Raw genomic sequence first — 17555 nt, 5'->3', positions numbered from 1 at the left:
CGCCTATCCGCCCGAGGCGGTGCCGGCGCCCCCGCACTCGACCCGGCACAGGTCGTCCGGCCAGTGCCAGGAACCCTTCGCCGGCTCGTCGGGAACCCAGCGGACGAGGACCTGACCGTGGTCGGGACCCAGCCCGTGCGGGGAGTAGACCTCGCGGGCGTAGTCCAGGTCGTCGTCGCCGGGTTCGCTCACGACCCCGACCCGATCGACCTTCGAACAGAGGTCCCGGACACGGTCGGCGACCCGCAGCAGTGTGACCCGCCGAGCAACTGAACCTGTCACAGCGCAGCAACATAGCAGCTGTAAAGCCGATCGAAACAATTTGGTTGCGCACATCTGAAATTGCGCGTGTGATCGATTGATCCGTAAGAGTGCACTCGGCAACGTCATTGTGCCGAGGCGGGCGGAGGATTGCTACTCTGCCGCTCGTCGGCCCCGAGGGGGGCGCCGTCGACGTTCCGTGGGCACCCGTCATCCGGTCCTCGGGTGCCCACGGAGCGTGGTGGACCGGTCGTCGCCCCCGTCGCCGGTGCTGGTCGCCGTCCCATCACCGCACCAGTGGCGGACACCCTGCGTGGCCATCGGCGGCACATCGGCACCTCATCGAGTTTCCCGGAAATGCCCCGACCGCCCGTATCCGAACCGTCGGTGACGGGCGTTCCCGAAAGGTCACCCAGGAATCCGGCGGACCGCCGCGCCACGAGGGAGGATCCGGTAGGTCGACGTGCCGAGAAATGGTGGCGCCGGGCCCGGTCGTGTCCGCCTCCGGCGGTGACCGGATGCCTTCCGGCGAGCCGGGAGGAGATCGTCGTCAGGACGGCGGGCGGCTGTCCGTGCGTGCCGACTCCGGGGCCCGGTGCGCACGGCGGTAGGCCAGGGGCGACAGGCCGAGGTGGACGTGGAAGTGCTTGCGCAGGGCCACCGGGGTTCCGAAGCCGCAGGCCGTGGCGATCCGTGCGACGGTCAGGTCGCTGGACTCCAGCATGCCGCGGGCCTCGGCCAGCCGGTTGTGCAGCAGCCACTGAGCCTTTTTCAACCTGACCAGCGAGCTTCTGCGTCAGGAGATCGCGAAGGTTGCAGCGCAACTGCTCTGACCACAGCTGCACAGGTCACCGGCTCGCCAGCTCGGCGTCTGCACCCACACAACCAGGCCCCTGAGCTGCCGGAACGGCAGGTTGAAAAAGGCTCACTGGAGGGGGCTCGCGCTCACCTCGGCGCGGAACCGCCGGGTGAAGGTGCGCTCGCTCATGTGGGCGTGGCGGGCCATGTCCTGCAGCGTGAGCGGCTCGGCCAGCCGGCCCAGCGCCCAGTGCCGGGTGGCCGAGGTGGAACGGTCGACGTCGTCGGGCACCGGGTGCTCGATGAACTGTGCCTGACCGCCCTCGCGCCAGGGGGCCACCACGCACCGCCGCGCGGCGTCGGCGGCCACGGCCGCGCCGTGGTCGCTGCGCACCAGGTGGACGAAGAGGTCGATGCCCGCCGCTCCCCCGGCGGCGGTCAGGACGCGGCCGTTGTCGACGAACAGGACGTCCGGGTCGACGTCGACGCCGGGGTACAGCTCGCCGAACCGTTCGCACAACGACCAGTGGGTGGTGGCCCGCAGCCCGTCGAGGAGGCCGGCCGCCGCGAGCAGGAACGCGGAGGTGCAGAGGCTGACCAGACGGGTGCCGGGCCCGATGCGGGCGAGGGCCGCGGCCAGCCCGGCGGGTAGCTCACCGGTCGTCAGCATCTGCTCGTCGGGCTCCTGGGTGGCGATCACGACGGTGTCCACCTCGGCCAGGAGGGACTCGTCGTCGTCGACGACGATGCGGAAGCCCTCGTTCGTGCGGACCGGACGCCCGTCGAGGGAGCAGGTCGTGACCGAGTACAGCCGCGCCCCGGCCGGGTCGTACGCCTCGTTGAGCACCCGTGCAGCGATCCCGAGGTCCATCGGGACGACCCTGTCCAGAGCGAGTACGGCGACCCGGTGCGGCATGGCCGGAATCGTACGACAGGTGGCCCCCCGGCCACTCACGCCGTGTCACGGCGCCCACGATGCTGGGGCGCGCCCGGGGCTGTGTCCGGAGCGACGTCGGAGAGCCGTAGACGAGAGAGACACGATGAACGAACAGACGATGCGCGCCGTCATCATCGAGGAGTTCGGTGGACCCGAGGTCCTGACCGGACGCCGGGTGGCGCGTCCCGAGCCGGGGCCGACCGAGGTGCTGGTCCGGGTGCACGCCGCCGGGGTCAACCCGGTGGACTGGAAGACCCGTGCGGGCGAGGGTGTGGCGGGGTTGCAGACGCTGCCGCTGATCCTCGGCTGGGACGTCTCCGGCGTCGTCGAGGAGATCGGCTACGGCGTCACCACGCTCGCCCCCGGCGACGAGGTGTACGCCATGCCGTGGTTCCCGCGACCGGCCGGCGGGTACGCCGAGTTCGTCACGGCGCCGTCGCGCCAGTTCGTCCGCAAGCCGATCTCGCTCTCCCACGTCGAGGCGGCCGCCCTGCCACTCGCCGCGCTCACGGCGTGGCAGGCGCTCACGGACACCGCGCACGTCACCGGCGGACAGCGCGTGCTGGTGCACGCCGCGGCCGGCGGGGTCGGGCACCTGGCGGTGCAGCTCGCCACCCATCTCGGGGCCGAGGTCGTCGCGACCGCGCGCGAGTCCCGGCACACCTGGCTCCGGGACCTCGGCGCGACCGAGACGATCGACTACGGCCGTCAGCGGTTCGAGGACGTCACCGGGGACGTCGACGTCGTCATCGACCTGGTCGGCGCACGCGACGACACCGACGTGCGCTCGGTGGCGGTGACCCGGCCGGGCGGCCTCGTCGTCTCCGTCCCGGGTGGCGTCTCCGACCGGCTGGCCGCCGCGGCCGGACGGGCGGGTGTGCGCACCAGCCCGCTGCTCGTCGAACCGGACGCCGCCGCGCTGGACACCATCGCCGGCATCGTGGACTTCGGGAGCCTGCGGGTCGAGGTCGAACGCAGCCTCCCCCTGGAGCGGGCGGCCGAGGCCCACCGGCTCGGCGAGACCGACCGCACCCGCGGCAAGCTCGTGCTGGAGGTCGCGCCGTGACGGCACTGCGCCTCCTCCTCGTCCTCGCCGTGTGCGCCCTGCCGGCCCTGGGTGCGGCACCGGCCGCCGGCGCCGCGGGGAGCAGCAGCGCAGCGGAGAGCACCCGGCTCGCCGGGACGGCACGGCCCCCGGGCGCCCCGTGGTCCGGGCCGGGGCCCGACGACGTGGTCGTGGAGCCCGGCGCGCTGCACACCGTCTATCGACCGGCCGACCTCGGCGCACCGGGGACCCGTCATCCGGTGATCGTCTGGGGCAACGGCACGGGCGCCGTCCCGCGGGTGTACGACGGCCTGCTCCGGCACCTGGCCTCGCACGGGTTCATCGTCTCGGCCGCGAACACCACGCAGGCGAACGACGGCGTCGCCATGCTGGCCGGGGCGCGGGAGCTCGTCGCCGCCGACCGCGACCCGGCGAGCCCCTACCGGCAGCGGGTGGACACCGCGGCGATCGGCGCAGCCGGTCACTCGCAGGGCGGCGCCGGCGCGATCACCGCCGGTTCCGACCCGCTCGTCCGGACCACCGTCGCCGTCCAGCCGGGCCCCGTGGCCCTGCCCGAACGGCTGCGGGGACCGGTGCTGTACCTGGCGGGCGGCGCCGACGTCGTGGTCGTCCCGGAGCTCGTCGTGCGGCCCTTCTACGAACGCACGCGACGGGTGGAGGCGGCCTACGCCGAGCTGCGCGGCGCGGGGCACCTGGAACCGGTGCCCGACGGAGGGGGGTTCCGCGGCCTGATCACCGCGTGGTTCCGCTACCAGCTCGCCGGTGACGCGACGGCTGCGCGGCTGTTCGCCGGCGACGCCTGCGGTGCGTGTACCGACGACGCGCTCGACTACCGGCACCACGACTGATCCCGGAGCGAACGATGACGGGACACCGCCCACCGGAGAACGCCTGGTTCGACGACGCCGACCGGGCCGGCCGCCCCGATCCGGTACCCGGGGACGGCCCGTTGCCCGGGAGCGCCGCGGCCGTCGGCATCGGGTGCCGCTGCTCGGTGCTCGGCAACGCCGCCTACCGGGTCGGCGCCGCCGAGACGCCGTTGCACGACCCGGCCTGTCCCGTGCACCACGCACCGGGTGACGCTCCTCCCCCGCGGCGGCCGGACGGGACGTCCCGGGGCCGGCGGCCGGCCCGATGACGCCCGCCCCGGGGTCGCCGTGGCGATCCGGCACGACCGTGGCACGACTCCGCTCCCGCACGGGCCGGGCGCCCGGCACCCGCGGCCGCCGGGTGCCGGTCCCGCCGGGCGGGGTCACCCTCGGCGCCGTGTGCACAGGATCGGCGATCGTGGCCGCTCTGGCCGCCGGAGCCGGCCTCGTGACCCTCGTCGCCGCCCGGCGGCGCCCGGAGCCACCGGCCTGCGACCTCGACCGGCTGATCGTCCGGTACGGCTACCAGTTCGCCTGCACGATCGATCCGCACGGGGTGATCCTCGCGGTCGCCCCCTCCCGCGGTGCCGAGGTCGTCCGCCGGGGATGGCGGGAGTTCGCCCTCCCGGCCGAGACACGGCGCATCGACCGGGCGCTCGAGGTGGGGCGCACCGGGCTGCGGGGCACCACGTACTCGGGCTGGATCGCCACCGCCGATGGCTCGCTGCGCTGGGTGGACGTGCACATCTGGCTCGACCGGGGACGGTCGGCCGCCGGCCCCGTCGTCGTCGCCGCCGGGCGGGACGTCACCGAGGAGCGTCTGCGCGGGATCGAGCGCGTCCTGCGGCTCACCCGGGAGCTCGAGCTCGCCGCGACGACGGACCCGCTGACCGGCCTCCTCAACCGCCGGGGCCTGGCGCAGGCCCAGGTCCGGACGTGGGCGGCGACGGCTGCGACCGGCCGGGCCCTGTCCATGCTCGTCGTCGACATCGACCACTTCAAGGACTTCAACGACGCCCTCGGCCATGCGAGCGGGGATCGGGTGCTCGTCGCGATCGCGGCGGCGATCCGCTCGGGGCCGTGCCGCGAGATCGGCGTCCCCGCCCGCTACGGCGGCGAGGAGTTCGTGGTCCTGCTGCCGGGGATCGGAGCGGACGACGCGCGGGCCGTCGCGGAGCAGCTCGTGCGGCGCGTCCGCCGGCTGGACATCGGCCACCCCGGCCGTCGCGGTGGGAGCGTGACGGTCACCGTCGGCGTCGCCACGGTGTACCCCCGGACCGGTACGCCCGACGACGGGCAGCTGTTCTGCGCCGCCGACTCCGCGCTGTTCGTGGCGAAGCGTCGCGGACGCGACCGCGTCGGCGTCCACACCTGAGCGGGTGCAGCACGGCGGCGGGCCACGTGGCGTCGACAGACTCGGCTAACTCTGTTAGCTTTTAGCTAATCCAGTTAGCTTCGAAGGAGTTCCCATGTATCTCGACGTCGACGGCGGCAGGCTCGCCTACGAGGTCACCGGCTCGGGTCCGCTGGTCGTGCTCGCGCACGGCATCGGCGACAGCCGGGCGGCGTACCGCTTCGTCGCCCCGGCGCTGGCCGAGGCCGGGTACCGGGTCGCGGCGGTCGACCTGCGCGGCACCGGGGAGTCGAGCGCGACCTGGCCCGAGTACTCCCGCACGGCCATCGCGGGCGACCTGCTCGCCCTCGTCCGCCATCTCGGTGGGCCCGCGGTGCTCGTCGGGCACTCGATCTCCGGTGGCGCCGTGACCATCGCGGCCGCCACCGAGCCCGGGCTCGTGACCGCACTCGTGCAGGTCGCGCCGTTCACCCGGGCCCAGTCCTTCCGGTTCGCCGACCTGTTCCACGGGCCGTACCGGCGCGGGGTGTGGAACCTGGCCGGGGCCATGCTCGGCAGGCTCTCCGCGTGGCGGCGCTACCTCGAGCACGCCTACCCCGGCCCCCGGCCCGCGGACTGGTCGTCGCGGCTCGACCGGATCGAGGCGATGCTGCGCGAGCCGGGCCGGACCGCCGCGCTGCAGCAGATGCTGCGCACCAGCCCGGCCGACGCCGGGGAGCACCTGGCCGGTGTGCGCTGCCCGGTCCTGGTGATCGAGGGCTCGCTGGACCCGGACTGGGTCGATCCGGGCGCCGAGGGCGCGGCGATCGTGGCCGCCCTGCCGGACGGGCTCGGCCGGGTCGAGATCATCGAGGGCGCCGGGCACTACCCGCACGTCCAGTTCCCCGAGCAGGTCGTCGCGGCCGTCCGCACCCACCTGGCGGCCATCGGTGGCTAGGGCGGGTCTGGACGCGGCCGTCGTCGTGGCGGCGGGGGCCGCGCTGGCCGACGAGATCGGGGCCGACGCGATGACGATGGGGCAGCTGGCCCAGCGGCTCGGCGTCCGCACCCCGTCGCTGTACAAGCACGTCGCGGGCCAGCAGGAACTGCGCAGGGAGATCGCCGTGCTGGTCTCGAACGAGGTCGCCGACCTGGTGGGTACGGCGATCCGGGGGCGCTCCGGCCGGGACGCCCTCGCCGCGGGGATGCGCTCCTACCGCGACTACGTGGTCGCCCACTCCGGGCGCTGGGCCACCACCACCGCGGTGCGCCTGCAGGGCCCCGACGATCCGATGGCCGCGGCGGTCACCCGGCAGCTGGACTCGTTCGCGGCCCTGCTGAGCGGTTACGCCGTCCCGGAGGACCAGATGGTGCACGCGATGCGCACCGTGCGCAGCCTGTTCCACGGCTTCGCCTCGATCCAGGCCGCCCACGGCTTCCAGCTGGACGTCGACGTCGACGAGAGCTTCGAGTGGCTGATCGAGATCACCGACCGTGGACTGCGCGCGATGACGTGAGCGGCGCGACGCCACCGCCGTCAGCCCGGGAGCAGGACGACCTTGCCGGCGACGGTCCGGCTCTCCGCGAGCGCGAGCGCCCGCCCCGCCTCGCTGAGCGGGAGCCGGGCCGCGACCTGCGGCTGCAGCACGCCGTCGGCGACCAGGGCCATGACCTGCGCGAACGCCTCCTGCAGGCGGGCGCGGAAGCGGTCGATGTCGCGACGACCGGCCCAGAAGGAGTAGAAGCCGGCGCGGCGGCCGTTCGGCAGGACGTTCCACAGGCCCAGCCGCGCGAACAGCCGCAGGACGGGGAGCCGGGAGTTCTCCACGACGTCCTTCGTCGCGGCCGTGCCGTAGGAGACCAGCGCGCCGCCCCGGCGCACCAGGTTCCACGACCGCCGGATGCCGTCCCCGCCGACGTGGTCGAACACCGCGTCGACCCAGGCGGGGGCGAGCTGCCGGAGCCGGTCGTACGGGGCGGGGTCGCCCGAGTCGACCGGCTCGGCGCCCAGCCGGCGCAGCAGGTCGTGGTGCCGGGGCGCCGCGGTGCCGATGACCCGCAGCCCCTCGTGCCGGGCGAGCTGCACCAGCAGCGAACCGACGCCGCCGTTGGCCCCGAGGACGACGACCGTCCCGCCCGCCGGTACCGCCGCCCGCTCGTGCAGCAGCTGCCAGGCGGTGATGCCGTTGACCAGCACGGCCTCCGCGGCTGCGGCGTCGACGCCGTCGGGAACGGGCAGCACGTCACCGGCGTCGACGGTGACGTGACTCGCCCACGCACCGGTCTTGCACACCGTGGCGACCCGTCGGCCCAGCAACTCCGCCGGAGTGTCCGCCCCGAGCGCGACGACGGTGCCGACCAGGTCGTAGCCCGGCACGAACGGGAAGGCCGGCTGGTCGTAGTACTTCCCGCGGCGCATCTGCTGCTCGGCGAAGCTCACCCCGGCGGCGTCGAGCCGGACGACGACCCGCCCGGCGGCGGGCGCGGCCAGCGGCGCGGTCCGCACCACCAGGCCGCCGGGCTCGACGGGCCCCGGCAGGACGACCTCGGTGCGGGTGGGCGGAAGGGCCCCGTCCTGCCCGGACGACGCCGCGGACACGGCCGGCTCCGACGATGAAGGCATGCTCGACTCCTGGGTTCACAGTTGGATGCTTACAGCTGTAACCATACATAGAAGGTAACCACGTGTAAAGTCTCGTCGGTGCCCCCGCGACGAGCGACGACGTCACCCCGGACCCGCAACCCGCGGGGCGAGGGATCGCGGCTGCGGGAGGAGATCGTCGCGGCCGCGGCCGACCTGCTGGAACACGGCACGGCGACCGCGGTGACGCTGCGGGCCGTGGCGCGCGCGGCGGGCATCACGGCACCGTCGATCTACCGGCACTTCGCCGACGTCGAGGCGATCCTGCGCGGCGTCGCCGACGACGCCTTCGCGGAGCTCCGGGAGGACCTTCGCCGGGCGCAGGACCGGGCCGGGGAACGACCCGTCCACCGGCTGCTCGAGATCTGCCGTTGCCATCTCGACTTCGCCCGGTCCCGGCCGGAGCGCTACCGGCTGATGTTCGGCGGCGCCCGGAACGCCGCCGACGGGCACGGGCCGGCCGGGCGAGCGCCCGCCGGCCGGGACGCGTTCGTGGTGCTCGTCGACGCCGTGTCGGCGTGCATCGCCGCGCGGGAGTCGACCAGCACGGACGCCCACGCCGACGCCACCGCGCTGTGGGTGGGCCTGCACGGCCTGGCCGGCCTGCGCGAGGCCACTCCCCCGTTCCCCTGGCCGCCCGGGCTCGAGGACCGGCTGGTCCGCACCCTGGCCCGCATCACCCGGACCCGGCCCTCACCGGCACCCGGCCGGCCGGTCCGGCGACCGGGCGGTCATCCGGCCACCGGCCCCCCGGCCCCGTCCCACCTCGGACCGTGATCGCCGGGACCGGGCCGCAGGCCCGTCATCAGCTGCGCGACCAGGGTCGTCGCGAACTCCTCGTCCACGGGGCGATCGGGGATGAGCAGCCGGTGGTAGCAGGCGCCCCACAGCTGGTCGACCACCGCCTCGGCGTCGACGTCCGCACGGAGCCGGCCCCGGCCGCGTGCGCGCTCCAGTGCCTCCACCGCCAGGGCGCGCCGGGGGCCGGAGTAGCGCTCGCGGTAGGCGGTCGCGAGATCGGGATCGGACTGCATGGCGCCGATGATCTCCACGAGCACCCGACCGGCCGGTCCGCCGGTCATCAGCCGCACGAAGGCCCGCAGCTGCTCGGTCAGGTCGGCCCCGATGTCGCCAGAGTCGGGGAAGGCCAGTGTGTCGCGCACCGTGTCGAAGTAGGCCTCCAGGGCGAGCGCCCCGCGCGAGGGCCACCACTTGTGCAGCGTCGTCCGGCTCGCCCCGGACCGGGCGGCGACACGTTCGAACGTGAACGCGGCCATCCCGTGCTCCAGCAGCAACTCCGCGGCCGCGGTGAGCACCTCCCCGCGAACCTGCGCCGCCGGTCGCCTGCCCCGCCGCCGGGCCGGTACGGCTGCCGGCTCGTCCGCTGCTGCCTGATCCACCCCTACATAAGAACATCGTGTGCATATGTCGGGCCAGTCACCCCGCCGACTAGGGCGTGTCTCCCAGATAGGCGGACCGGGGTGCGCGATGCTTGATCGGTGCCGCGTACCGCTGTCCTGACTGATGTCCAGTGGGCCCGTCTGGCGCCGCTGTTGCCCTCTTCCGAGGGTCGTCGCGGGTGCCCGTTCCGCGATGACCGCCGGGTGCTCGAGGGGATCATCTACCGGTATCGGTGCGGGCTTCCCTGGCGCGACGTCCCAGCCGAGTTCGGGCCGTGGCAGACGTTGTGGAAGCGGCACCGCCGCTACAGCGGCGACGGCACCTGGGACCACATCCTGGCTGCTCTTCTGGTCGAGGCCGACGCCGCCGAGGTGCTCGGGTGGGCGGTCAGCGTGGACTCCACGATCATCCGTGCCCACCAGCACGCCGCGACCCTCAAGCGCGACACAGGGGGCCGGATCGAACTACACGAATCTGCTCGCCGAACCAGCAGATCACGCGCTGGGACGGTCCCGCGGAGGGCTGTCGACGAAGATCCACCAGCTCGTTGACGGGCACGGCCGCCCGCTGGTGGTCCTCCTCGGCCCCGGCCAGGGCGGCGACTCGCCAATGTTTCCGCACCTGATGGCGCGCCTGAGCATCGCCCGACCGGGCCCGGGACGACCCCGGACCCGGCCTGAACGCGTGCGCGCGGACAAGGCCTACTCCTCACGCGCGATCCGCCGGCACCTGCGCGAGCGCCGGATCATCGCTGTCATTCCGGAGCCCTCTGACCAGCAGGGACACCGCAAACGACGGGGCTCACGCGGTGGCCGACCGCCCGCATTCGATCCGGTCGACTACCGAAACCGCAACGTCGTCGAGTGCGGGTTCTGCCACGTCAAGCAGTGGCGCGGGCTGGCCACCCGTTACGACAAGCTCGCCCTGACCTTCCGCGGCGGCGCCGTCCTGAAGGCAATCGTCACCTGGCTCCGCGCATTGGGAGACACACCCTAGTGGACACATCGTCCACATCCTGTTTATATGGACAGCACGTTCACATCGACGAGGAGGGTTCCATGGACAGCACGAGCACCGAGCAGACCACCCGGGAGACCGGCGGACCGCGCGTCGCCCTCGTCACGGGCGGCTCGGGCGGCATCGGCCGGGCGGTCGCCCGGCGCCTCGCCGCCGACGGAACGGCCGTGGCCGTGCACTACGCCGGGAGCCGGTCCCGCGCCGAGGAGACCGTCGCCGCCATCACCTCCGCGGGCGGGCGCGCGATCGCCGTCGGCGGGGACGTCGCCGATCCCGGCGACATGACCGCCGCGTTCGACGCGACCGAGGCGGCGTTCGGCGGCGTGGACGTGGTGGTCAACACCGCCGGCGTCATGATCCTCGCGCCCGTGGCCGAGCTCGACCTCGACGACCTGGACCGCATGCACCGCACCAACATCCGCGGGACGGTGGTGGTCAGCCAGCTCGCCGCCCGCCGGGTGCGTCCCGGCGGCGCCATCGTCAACTTCTCCACCACCGTCACCCGCACCCAGCTCCCGGGCTACGGCGCCAGCAAGGCCGCCGTGGAGGGGCTGACCCTCATCCTGGCGAAGGAGATGCGCGGCCGTGACGTCACCGTCAACGCCGTCGCGCCCGGCCCGACCGCCACACCGCTGTTCCTCGACGGCAAGGACGACGCCACGATCGAACGGCTCGCCGCCATGACCCCGATGGAGCGTCTGGGCCGGCCCGACGACATCGCCGAGGTCGTCGCCTTCCTCGCCGGTCCGGGCCGCTGGGTCCACGGCCAGACCCTGTTCGCCAACGGCGGCATGGCCTGAGGACCGTCGCCCGTCGCACCCACCAGGAGGACCGCCGTGAACCAGAACGGCCGCAGCACCGTCGTCATCACCGGAGCGTCGTCGGGGTTCGGCGCCATGAGCGCCCGCGCACTCGCCGACGCCGGCCACACCGTCTACGCCGGGATCCGGGACACGGGCGGACGTAACGCACCCGCGGTCGCCGCCGCCGCCGGCTACGCCGCCGAGCACGGCGTCGACCTGCGCACCGTCGAGCTCGACGTCACCGACGACGCGTCCGTCACCGCCGGGATCGCCCGGGTCGTCGATCGGGCCGGGCGGCTCGACGTCGTCGTCCACAACGCCGGCCGGATGGTGCTCGGCCCCACCGAGGCCTTCCACCCCGAGCAGCTCGCCGCGGTCTACGACACCAACGTGCTCTCCACACAGCGCGTCAACCGGGCCGCCCTGCCCCACCTGCGCGCGCAGGGCCACGGCCTCGTGCTGTGGATCGGTTCGTCCAGCACGCGCGGCGGCACCCCGCCCTACCTCGCGCCCTACTTCGCCGCCAAGGCCGCGATGGACGCTCTCGCCGTCAGCTACGCCGCGGAGCTCGCCCGCTTCGGCGTCGACACGTCGATCGTCGTCCCCGGGTCCTTCACCAGCGGCACGAACCACTTCACCCACGCCGGTCATCCCGGCGACGCAGCCGTCGTCGAGGCCTACGACGAGCACTACGCGGGGCTGATGGACCAGGTCGGTGACCGCCTGGCCGAGCTCTCCCCGCCGGACGCCGACCCGGAGCAGGTGGCCCGCGCCGTCGTCCGCCTGGTCGCCACCCCGGCGGGCGAACGCCCGTTCCGGGTCCACATCGATCCCGCCGACGACGGCGCCGAGGTCGTCAACGCCGTCGGCGACCGCGTCCGCGCCGAGTTCTACCGCCGGATCGGTCTCGAGGACCTGCTCCGGCCCGCCGGGCTCAGCCCCGCGTGAGCCGGGCCGCGGAGGTCACGATCCGCTCGAGGACGTCGGCCGGCCACGGGAAGCTGACGGTCACCAGGCGCTGATGGGCCAGCCCGTGCAGGCCCAGCCACAGGACCACCGCGTCGGCGTCCGGGTCGGTCGTGGCCGAGATGCCCGCGGCCGCGCAACCGGAGACGGCCTCGGCCAGCAGCTCCAGGCTCGCCCGGCCCAGTGAGTGCAGGTCGGTCTCGGTGACCGACGAGGCCTCCAGGTCCGGCATCCACACGCCGCCGAACATCGTCCGGTAGCGACCGGGATGGGTGCGCGCGAACTCCACGTAGGCCGCGCAGAGGGCGGTCAGCCGTGCCCGCGGCTCGTCGGGCGCCGCGGCGTGGGCGTCGCGCAGCACCGCGACCAGCTCCTCGAACGCCTCCCGGACCACGGCCAGCATGATCGCGGCCGGATCGGCGAAGTGGCGGTAGATCGACGGCGGGGTGATCCCGACCCGGCGGGCGACGGCGCGCAGGGTCACCGACGCCTCGTCGCCGGTCTCCTCCAGCAGATCGACCGCTCCGGCGACGATGTCCTCCCGCAGCCGGGCCCCCTCACCACGACGATTGCGGCGGCGGCTGGGGGTGGAGCCCGACTTCTCCGGCACGTCGTCACCCTACGACGGGGCCCGGGGGCCACAGCCGCCGCACGAGGCCGTGCGCACGGTCCGGAGCGCCGTGCACCTACGTCGTGCACGCGGGCTCCGGTGCCATGATCGGGATCATGACCCGGCCACCGCTCGCGACCGCACTGGACCTCGGACCGCACCCCGAGGGCGGGTGGTACCGCGAGACGTGGGTCTCGCCGGTCACGGTGCGGACCCCGTACGGCGAGCGGCCGACCGCCACCGCCATCCTCTACCTGCTCGACGTCCCCGGCCGCTGGCACCGGGTGCGCTCGACCGAGCTGTGGCTGTGGCACTCCGGCTCGACGGCCGACCTCCTCCTCGCGGGTGCCGGCGACGCGCCGGGTCCCGGACTGCCGGCGCGGCTCGGACCGGCACCCGGGGCCGCACCCCAGCTGGAGGTGCCGGCCGGTACCTGGCAGCGGGCCGTCCCGCACGGTCCGGAGCCGGTCCTGGTGAGCTGCATCGTCTCCCCCGGCTTCGACTTCGCCGACTTCGAGATGATCTGACGCACGCCGGTGGGTGTCAGGCGTCGGTCACCTGGAGTGCCAGCCGGGACAGCAGCTGCACCCGCGAGGTGACGCCGAGCTTGCGGTAGATCCGGGTGAGGTGCTGTTCGACGGTGCTGGTGGTGAGGTAGAGGCTGCCGGCGATCTCCCGGTTGGTCAGCCCCTTCCCGGCGAAGGTGGCGACCCGGCGCTCGGCGTCGCTGAGGGCGAGCAGATCGACCGTGTTCCCGGGTGCGGCGGCCGGTGGGACGGACGCGTCGGCGCGAGCCGCCCGTCGGAGGTGGTTGGCCCTGCGGGCCACCGATCGGGCCCTGCCGGTGTCGCCGAGCCGGGTGTAGATGTCGCGCAGCGCGGTGAGCGCGGCAGCCAGCTCGTAGGTGTCCCCGCTGCGGCGCAGGACGTCCACGGCGGTGCGGAGCACGGGTGGGCGCCGGCGGGGTTCGCGGGTCGCGGCGAGCAGGCGCAGGGTGCGTCCGCGGATCCGCAGGTGGCCGTCGGTGCCGAGGTGGTGCAGCTGTTCACCGGCGTAGCGGGCGGCGGTGTCGAGATCGCCGAGGTGCAGGTGGGCGGCGGCCATCTCGGTGCGCCACGGCAGGAGGTCGGCGTCGCCGATGCCCCACCGGTCGCTCAGGTCGGCGACGGCCCGGAAGTCGTCGAGGGCGACCTGGGGCAGGCCGCGTCCGACGTAGTGCCGGCCGCGGGCGAGCAGGTAGGACAGCCCGAACGGGGTCTGGAACGTCGCGTCGGGCACCTGCCGGGCGAGGGTGCGGGCGGCGTCGTCGTGCCTGCCCTGCAGGGTCTGCGCGGTGAGCAGGGTGGACAGCGGGTCCGCGGCCAGTACGCCCCAGCCGGTGAGCGGGACGAGGTCGAGCGCGGCGCCCGCGCGGGAGGCGGCCACGTCGAGCGAACCCCGGTGCAGGGCGATCTGCGCGGCGATCGCGCAGAACACCGCCCGCCAGGTGGGTGCCTTCAGCTCCAGGCAGGTCTGCATCAGTACCCGGCACCGCTGCTCGGCCTCGTCGAGGCGTTCGGCGCGCACCAGCGTGCGCAGCGCGAGCACGAGCGGGAGCAGGGTGATCTCGGTCAGCGGCTGTTGCCAGAGCGCCTCGTCGCCCCGGCCCCCCGGCTCCGCGGCCCGCTGCGCGGTCCGGAAGTGTTCGAGCAGGCGGTAGCTGATCGCGCTCTGCGGGACGATCGGCGGGCCGGCCGGGTTCTCGCCGGCGTCGCCCCGGATGACGCCCGGATACATCTGGGCCAGCCACGTCCGGACCATCTCCAGCTCCCAGGGAGGCCGCGAGCCCGGCGGCAGGTCGTCCACCAGCCGGGCCAGCGCCGAGGACGCCTCCTCGACCCGTCCCTGGACCAGCAGCATGACGACGGGCATCGTCGCGTGCCGGCCCCGGAGCGTGCCGGCACGCATCGCCTCGGTCAGCTCGGACAGGTGCCCGACCGAGGCGCGGAGGTCCTCGCGCCAGCTCGCCCGCAGCAGCAGCGCCAGGATCTCCGTCCGGTACCGGCCGTCGGCGTCGAGCTGGTAGCCCAGTCTCAGCAGCTCCGCGGCCCGCCCGGACCGGTTCTCCGCCAGCGCCTGCTGTGCCCCCTCCAGGATGCTCGGCACCGCCGACGGGTCCTCGACCCGGCCGGCGGCGACGAAGTGCTCGGCGATCGTGACGGGGTCCGCGCCACCGGCCTTGAGCAGGTCCGCGGCGCGGCGGCTCAGCTCGGACCGCTCGGCGGCCGGGAAGGTGTCGAGCACCGCGGCGGCCATGATCGGGTGCCGCATCCGGCCGGCCTCCAGCAGACCGATCCGGGCCAGCCGGGCCACCGCGGCGGCGACCCGCTGCGGTGTGGCGCCGACGAGCCGGTCGAGGACCGCGAACCGGGACCGCTCACCGAGCACCGCGATCGCGCCCGCGACCCGCAACGTGACCTGGTCGCACCGACCCAGGACCAGGTGGACCGCCCGCGTGAACTCCACCCCCGTGACCAGCTCGGCCGGTGGGCCGTCGCCGCCGCTCGCGGCCCGGCTGTCGGCCAGCAGCGCCTGCAGCAACGACAGGTTGCCGCCGGTGAGCTGATGCGCCCGCGCGGCCAGGTCGCCCGGTACCGGCCCGGACCAGCGTGCGGCCAGCACCTGCGCGACACCGGCCGCCGACAGCGGAGCCAGCACCCGCCGCCGCAGGTAGGGCTGCCGGTGGAACTCCGCGCACAGCAGCTGCGAGTTCCCCGGGCAGGTCTCGGCGTCGTCGTCACGCCAGCCGAGGACGACGAGCAGGCGGGCGCGCCCGGCCCGGCGGATCAGATAGATCAGCCAGTCCTGGGAGAACGCATCGAGGTACTGGGTGTCGTCGATCGCGATCACCACCGGGCCCTGCCCGGTCCACTCCAGCACCGCCGTGCTCAACCCGTCCAGCACCCGGGAACGGCTCACCCCGTCGTGCTCGGCACGGGCGAGCACCTCGTGGTCGAGCAGCTCCCGTACGACCGCGGTGCCGTCCCGGGCGACCCCCGCGCCCGTGAGCAGCTGGCGCACGATCCCCCAGGACAACGACGACTCCGACGGCGCCCCGCTCGCCTGCAGCACCCGCGCACCCGCTCCACCGGCCCGCGCACCGAACTCCCCGAGCAACGCCGACCTGCCCGTCCCGGTCACCCCCTGGAGCGCGACGACACGCACCCCGCCGGACGCGGCCTCCGCGAGGGCCGCAGCCAACTCCGCCAGCTCGGGCTCCCGCTCGATCACACGACCCCCTGCATCCCGTGCAGCGACCACCGACGATCGCGCTCCTGCCGATGACACGTCCATGACGCCGTCCGGCGCCGGCACCGCTGCCGGGCACCGGTGGCGGCCGCAGATCCCGACCGCCACGAACCGTCACGACGAGACGGTCCGCTCCAGCGCCCGCCGAACAGTGGAATGTGCGTCCGCCGGGCGGAGCGGGCCGACGGGAACCGTCGACCGGATCGATCTGGTCGTCATTTCAGCCTCTCCAGCGCTCTTTCGGCTCCGGCGACTGGCGATCAGGATGCCGATGACTTACCGTCCCACCGACAACAGATCCCGACGCTCGTGCGAATCCCACAACCGGGAATGTCCGTCTGCTTCTCCCGCAGACTGCGAACGCCGCTGTTCTCCCTGCAGGCTAGGGTGTGTCTCCCAATGCGCGGAGCCAGGTGACGATTGCCTTCAGGACGGCGCCGCCGCGGAAGGTCAGGGCGAGCTTGTCGTAACGGGTGGCCAGCCCGCGCCACTGCTTGACGTGGCAGAACCCGCACTCGACGACGTTGCGGTTTCGGTAGTCGACCGGATCGAATGCGGGCGGTCGGCCACCGCGTGAGCCCCGTCGTTTGCGGTGTCCCTGCTGGTCAGAGGGCTCCGGAATGACAGCGATGATCCGGCGCTCGCGCAGGTGCCGGCGGATCGCGCGTGAGGAGTAGGCCTTGTCCGCGCGCACGCGTTCAGGCCGGGTCCGGGGTCGTCCCGGGCCCGGTCGGGCGATGCTCAGGCGCGCCATCAGGTGCGGAAACATTGGCGAGTCGCCGCCCTGGCCGGGGCCGAGGAGGACCACCAGCGGGCGGCCGTGCCCGTCAACGAGCTGGTGGATCTTCGTCGACAGCCCTCCGCGGGACCGTCCCAGCGCGTGATCTGCTGGTTCGGCGAGCAGATTCGTGTAGTTCGATCCGGCCCCCTATGTCGCGCTTGAGGGTCGCGGCGTGCTGGTGGGCACGGATGATCGTGGAGTCCACGCTGACCGCCCACCCGAGCACCTCGGCGGCGTCGGCCTCGACCAGAAGAGCAGCCAGGATGTGGTCCCAGGTGCCGTCGCCGCTGTAGCGGCGGTGCCGCTTCCACAACGTCTGCCACGGCCCGAACTCGGCTGGGACGTCGCGCCAGGGAAGCCCGCACCGATACCGGTAGATGATCCCCTCGAGCACCCGGCGGTCATCGCGGAACGGGCACCCGCGACGACCCTCGGAAGAGGGCAACAGCGGCGCCAGACGGGCCCACTGGACATCAGTCAGGACAGCGGTACGCGGCACCGATCAAGCATCGCGCACCCCGCTCCGCCTATCTGGGAGACACGCCCTAGGGCAGACCGGGGCGAGAGTCCCGTGCAGGACAACTGAACTGCAGAGATGGAGCTGCAGTCCCCACGCGGATCTGCCGCGACCGGGCCGTAACCGGCCGTCGCGGAGTCCGGAAAAGGCAGCACCTCTGCCCGTCGTGCTCCTTGACGACGATTCTTCGAAGCATCACGCTCGCCCTGCGAGATCTCCATCCACAAGTGCAGCGCCAGCCAACGCAGCTGTCGGCGCGCCGCCACC

Annotated in this window: 19 protein-coding genes and 1 pseudogene; 12 read left to right on the top strand and 8 right to left on the bottom strand. The window is 73.8% G+C overall.

Translation table 11 applies throughout. The features are described 5' to 3' along the window. Nucleotides 1–3: 3 nt before the first annotated feature. From AFB00_RS18850 to AFB00_RS18840, 3 genes are all read right to left on the bottom strand, one after another. Complete coding sequence (locus tag AFB00_RS18850) at nucleotides 4–192, bottom strand: hypothetical protein (RefSeq protein ID WP_068798336.1); 189 nt, start codon at nucleotides 190–192, stop codon at nucleotides 4–6. A gap of 619 nt (nucleotides 193–811) precedes the next feature. Beyond that, nucleotides 812–1036, bottom strand: a complete 225-nt coding sequence (locus tag AFB00_RS18845; RefSeq protein ID WP_068798335.1) for a helix-turn-helix domain-containing protein — start codon at nucleotides 1034–1036, stop codon at nucleotides 812–814. Between the two features lie 150 nt (nucleotides 1037–1186). Further along, nucleotides 1187–1975, bottom strand: a complete 789-nt coding sequence (locus AFB00_RS18840) for a GlxA family transcriptional regulator (RefSeq protein WP_083275643.1) — start codon at nucleotides 1973–1975, stop codon at nucleotides 1187–1189. 139 nt (nucleotides 1976–2114) lie between these two features. On the opposite strand from AFB00_RS18840, the gene AFB00_RS18835 reads away from it, so the two are divergent. The 6 genes from AFB00_RS18835 (at nucleotide 2115) to AFB00_RS18810 (ending at nucleotide 6781) form a co-directional block, all read left to right on the top strand. Then, nucleotides 2115–3062, top strand: coding sequence for an NADP-dependent oxidoreductase (locus AFB00_RS18835; RefSeq protein WP_197519966.1), 948 nt, complete (start codon nucleotides 2115–2117; stop codon nucleotides 3060–3062). After that, the gene (locus AFB00_RS18830; protein WP_068798333.1) at nucleotides 3059–3910 is read left to right on the top strand and encodes a poly(ethylene terephthalate) hydrolase family protein; all 852 of its coding nucleotides are present in this window, start codon (nucleotides 3059–3061) and stop codon (nucleotides 3908–3910) included. Before AFB00_RS18835 ends, AFB00_RS18830 begins: the two co-directional genes overlap by 4 nt. A 14-nt stretch (nucleotides 3911–3924) precedes the next feature. After that, nucleotides 3925–4200, top strand: a complete 276-nt coding sequence (locus AFB00_RS18825; protein ID WP_068798332.1) for a hypothetical protein — start codon at nucleotides 3925–3927, stop codon at nucleotides 4198–4200. 149 nt (nucleotides 4201–4349) lie between these two features. Continuing rightward, nucleotides 4350–5306 (top strand): sensor domain-containing diguanylate cyclase, encoded by a 957-nt coding sequence (locus AFB00_RS18820; RefSeq protein WP_197519584.1) that lies wholly within the window; start codon nucleotides 4350–4352, stop codon nucleotides 5304–5306. Nucleotides 5307–5400: 94 nt separating this feature from the next. Continuing rightward, entirely contained in the window at nucleotides 5401–6222 is an 822-nt protein-coding gene (locus AFB00_RS18815) for an alpha/beta fold hydrolase (protein WP_068798330.1), read from the top strand. Further along, complete coding sequence (locus tag AFB00_RS18810; RefSeq protein ID WP_083275641.1) at nucleotides 6215–6781, top strand: TetR/AcrR family transcriptional regulator; 567 nt, start codon at nucleotides 6215–6217, stop codon at nucleotides 6779–6781. Before AFB00_RS18815 ends, AFB00_RS18810 begins: the two co-directional genes overlap by 8 nt. Before the next feature lie 20 nt (nucleotides 6782–6801). Here the strand turns inward: AFB00_RS18810 and AFB00_RS18805 are convergent, their stop codons facing one another. Then, nucleotides 6802–7887 carry a medium chain dehydrogenase/reductase family protein gene (locus tag AFB00_RS18805; protein ID WP_083275640.1) on the bottom strand — a complete coding sequence of 362 codons (1086 nt, stop codon included), beginning with the start codon at nucleotides 7885–7887 and terminating at the stop codon, nucleotides 6802–6804. 78 nt (nucleotides 7888–7965) lie between these two features. Here AFB00_RS18805 and AFB00_RS18800 point away from each other — a divergent pair, with 78 nt between their 5' ends. Continuing rightward, a complete protein-coding gene (locus tag AFB00_RS18800) occupies nucleotides 7966–8682 on the top strand; it encodes a TetR/AcrR family transcriptional regulator (RefSeq protein ID WP_068798328.1) in 717 nt (238 codons plus the stop codon). Here the strand turns inward: AFB00_RS18800 and AFB00_RS18795 are convergent. Continuing rightward, nucleotides 8637–9305, bottom strand: coding sequence for a TetR/AcrR family transcriptional regulator (locus AFB00_RS18795; RefSeq protein WP_068798327.1), 669 nt, complete (start codon nucleotides 9303–9305; stop codon nucleotides 8637–8639). The genes AFB00_RS18800 and AFB00_RS18795 overlap by 46 nt on opposite strands. 99 nt (nucleotides 9306–9404) lie before the next feature. Here AFB00_RS18795 and AFB00_RS36300 point away from each other — a divergent pair, with 99 nt between their 5' ends. The 4 genes from AFB00_RS36300 (at nucleotide 9405) to AFB00_RS18775 (ending at nucleotide 12074) form a co-directional block, all read left to right on the top strand. Beyond that, nucleotides 9405–9857 (top strand): IS5 family transposase, encoded by a 453-nt coding sequence (locus tag AFB00_RS36300; RefSeq protein WP_083276061.1) that lies wholly within the window; start codon nucleotides 9405–9407, stop codon nucleotides 9855–9857. Further along, nucleotides 9781–10302: an IS5 family transposase gene (locus AFB00_RS36295; protein WP_442965863.1), complete on the top strand. Its 522-nt coding sequence runs from the start codon at nucleotides 9781–9783 to the stop codon at nucleotides 10300–10302. Before AFB00_RS36300 ends, AFB00_RS36295 begins: the two co-directional genes overlap by 77 nt. 62 nt (nucleotides 10303–10364) lie before the next feature. Continuing rightward, on the top strand, nucleotides 10365–11123 hold the full coding sequence (locus AFB00_RS18780; RefSeq protein WP_068798326.1) for an SDR family oxidoreductase: 759 nt from the start codon (nucleotides 10365–10367) through the stop codon (nucleotides 11121–11123). Between the two features lie 36 nt (nucleotides 11124–11159). Continuing rightward, the gene (locus AFB00_RS18775; RefSeq protein WP_231973981.1) at nucleotides 11160–12074 is read left to right on the top strand and encodes an SDR family oxidoreductase; all 915 of its coding nucleotides are present in this window, start codon (nucleotides 11160–11162) and stop codon (nucleotides 12072–12074) included. On the opposite strand, the gene AFB00_RS18770 is transcribed toward AFB00_RS18775, so the two are convergent. Then, complete coding sequence (locus AFB00_RS18770) at nucleotides 12061–12702, bottom strand: TetR/AcrR family transcriptional regulator (RefSeq protein WP_068798325.1); 642 nt, start codon at nucleotides 12700–12702, stop codon at nucleotides 12061–12063. The genes AFB00_RS18775 and AFB00_RS18770 overlap by 14 nt on opposite strands. Nucleotides 12703–12818: 116 nt before the next feature. Here AFB00_RS18770 and AFB00_RS18765 point away from each other — a divergent pair, with 116 nt between their 5' ends. Beyond that, a complete protein-coding gene (locus AFB00_RS18765; RefSeq protein ID WP_068800438.1) occupies nucleotides 12819–13229 on the top strand; it encodes a cupin domain-containing protein in 411 nt (136 codons plus the stop codon). A gap of 16 nt (nucleotides 13230–13245) precedes the next feature. Here the strand turns inward: AFB00_RS18765 and AFB00_RS18760 are convergent, their stop codons facing one another. Continuing rightward, nucleotides 13246–15972 (bottom strand): helix-turn-helix transcriptional regulator, encoded by a 2727-nt coding sequence (locus AFB00_RS18760; RefSeq protein WP_068798324.1) that lies wholly within the window; start codon nucleotides 15970–15972, stop codon nucleotides 13246–13248. Between the two features lie 400 nt (nucleotides 15973–16372). Then, nucleotides 16373–17270: pseudogene (locus tag AFB00_RS32090) on the bottom strand (IS5 family transposase). Nucleotides 17271–17555 lie beyond the last annotated feature (285 nt).

Source organism: Pseudonocardia sp. HH130630-07 (genome assembly GCF_001698125.1).
Lineage (GTDB): Bacteria > Actinomycetota > Actinomycetes > Mycobacteriales > Pseudonocardiaceae > Pseudonocardia.
This window is presented reverse-complemented; position numbering and strand designations above follow the sequence as displayed.

Coding starts and splice junctions, on each gene's coding strand:
- AFB00_RS18825 (WP_068798332.1), top strand. CDS start 3,925: ATGACGGGACACCGCCCACCGGAGAACGCCTGGTTCGACGACGCCGAC.
- AFB00_RS18815 (WP_068798330.1), top strand. CDS start 5,401: ATGTATCTCGACGTCGACGGCGGCAGGCTCGCCTACGAGGTCACCGGC.
- AFB00_RS18765 (WP_068800438.1), top strand. CDS start 12,819: ATGACCCGGCCACCGCTCGCGACCGCACTGGACCTCGGACCGCACCCC.
- AFB00_RS18840 (WP_083275643.1), bottom strand. CDS start 1,975: ATGCCGCACCGGGTCGCCGTACTCGCTCTGGACAGGGTCGTCCCGATG.
- AFB00_RS18805 (WP_083275640.1), bottom strand. CDS start 7,887: ATGCCTTCATCGTCGGAGCCGGCCGTGTCCGCGGCGTCGTCCGGGCAG.
- AFB00_RS18780 (WP_068798326.1), top strand. CDS start 10,365: ATGGACAGCACGAGCACCGAGCAGACCACCCGGGAGACCGGCGGACCG.
- AFB00_RS18835 (WP_197519966.1), top strand. CDS start 2,115: ATGCGCGCCGTCATCATCGAGGAGTTCGGTGGACCCGAGGTCCTGACC.